Here is a 1,676-nt window from a genome sequence, read left to right on the forward strand (position 1 = left end):
TCCGGCTCCGGGAGGAGCATCGCCAGGCCAGCGGGGGTGGGGAAGGCCCCGGCCACCCCCGCGGCCCCCGGCACGGGGAGGGACCCGACGAGCAGCGGGGCGACGGCGAACAGGACGATGACGCCGAGCGCTGCCCCGATCGGCTGCCGCGCGACGACGGCGAGGCAGGCACCGATGATCGCGCCCCCCGCGAGCAGGGCGGCCCCGCCGAGGATCGTGCGGGTGGCGGAATCGGCGGCGGCGGGCTCGAGCCCCCCGGCGCGAAGCACCGCGGGGGTGAGCCAGCGACTGAGCGCGAGACCCACGCCGCCGAGCACCGCCCCGATGCCGCCCAGCAGGGCCACCTTCGCGAGCACGACGCGTGCCCGGACCGGGGTGGCCAACAGGGTCGGCAGGAGCGTCCCGGAGCCGACCTCGGCGGCGGCGAAGGCCGCAGCGGCGAGCGCGACGAGCACCTGGGCAGCCTGGGCTCCCGCGAGCGCGGGGGCGAGGCCCGGGCCGGGGGGCCCCGGGCTGGCGGCGTCGGCCGCGCGGAGCCCCTCGGCGAGCGCGGCGAGGGGCCCGCCCCCGGCGAGGAGGAGCAGAGCGAGCAGCAGCGTGAGCGCCGGTCCGGGCACCGTGCGGAGCTTGATCGCCTCGGCGCGGACGACCCGGCCGAAACTCGGGCCCCTCACCTCGCGCCTCCGCCGTATTCCACATCGTCTCGGGTGAGCTTCGCGTAGGCGTCCTCGAGGCTGTGCCCGTCGGTGACGAGGTCGGCGAGGGGGGCGTCCGCGAGGATCCGACCGCGGCCGATCACGATGATGTGCTCGGCGACCAGGGAGAGCTCGCCGAGCAGGTGCGAGGACAGGAACACGGTGCGGCCCTCCGCGGCGAAGGAGCTGAGCAGGGTGCGCATCCAGATCACCCCGTCGGGGTCGAGCCCGTTCACGGGCTCGTCGAGGATCAGGGTGTCGGGGTCGCCGAGCAGGGCGACCGCGATGCCGAGTCGCTGGGCCATGCCGAGGGAGAAGCCCCCGGCGCGGCGGTGGGCGACCGCGGTGAGCCCCGTGATGTTGAGCACCTCGTCGATCCGGCTGCGGGGGATGCCGTGGGTGGCGGCGACCCAGCGCAGGTGATTCCGGGCGCTGCGTGCGGGGTGCGCCGAGCGGGCATCGAGCAGGGTGCCGACCCGGCGGAGCGGGGCGCGGAGTCGGGCGTAGGGCACCCCGTGCACGGTTGCCGTTCCGGCGCTGGGTCGGTCCAGGCCGACGATGGCGCGCATCGCCGTCGATTTGCCCGCCCCGTTTGGGCCGAGGAAGCCGGTCACCCGGCCGGGCTGGACCTCGAAGCTGATCCCGTCCAGGGCGAGGGTGCGGCCATAGCGCTTGCTGAGCTGGTGCACGGCGATGGTGGTCATCTGGGGGCTGCCTCTCTCCGCCGGGGACGGGTTCCCCGGCTTCCCTTTGACGCTACGGACGGCCGAGACGAGCCGACACCACCCAGGGGTGGAACGTGGCGTAGCTGACACTCCCCGCCCGGGGGTTTAGACTTTCCGCAGGCCGTCGATCGTCGGGGGCGACACACGGAGGAGCGTGCGCATGACCCGCACCGGAAGCGAGGCGGCCGTTCTGGCCTGCTCCTCGCCGCGACCCCTCCCCGCTCCCGCGCCTTCCACCGCTTCCTAGTCGGTGCTG

General features: G+C 75.4%; 1 protein-coding gene and 1 pseudogene. Both read right to left on the reverse strand.

Going from position 1 to position 1,676, the window contains the following annotated elements; genetic code table 11:
- Positions 1-674, reverse strand: a pseudogene (locus tag OOT08_RS10955) (hypothetical protein); the annotation flags it as partial.
- Positions 671-1,399 carry an ABC transporter ATP-binding protein gene (locus OOT08_RS10960; protein WP_325092676.1) on the reverse strand — a complete coding sequence of 243 codons (729 nt, stop codon included), beginning with the start codon at positions 1,397-1,399 and terminating at the stop codon, positions 671-673. The pseudogene OOT08_RS10955 and the gene OOT08_RS10960, both read right to left, overlap by 4 nt.
- Positions 1,400-1,676 lie beyond the last annotated feature (277 nt).

Source organism: Leucobacter sp. M11, assembly GCF_035726885.1.
In the GTDB taxonomy this organism is placed as follows: Bacteria; Actinomycetota; Actinomycetes; order Actinomycetales; family Microbacteriaceae; genus JAPFRB01.

What these genes read in the sequence shown, in the direction of transcription:
- OOT08_RS10960 (WP_325092676.1), bottom strand. Translation starts at nt 1,399, where the DNA reads ATGACCACCATCGCCGTGCACCAGCTCAGCAAGCGCTATGGCCGCACC.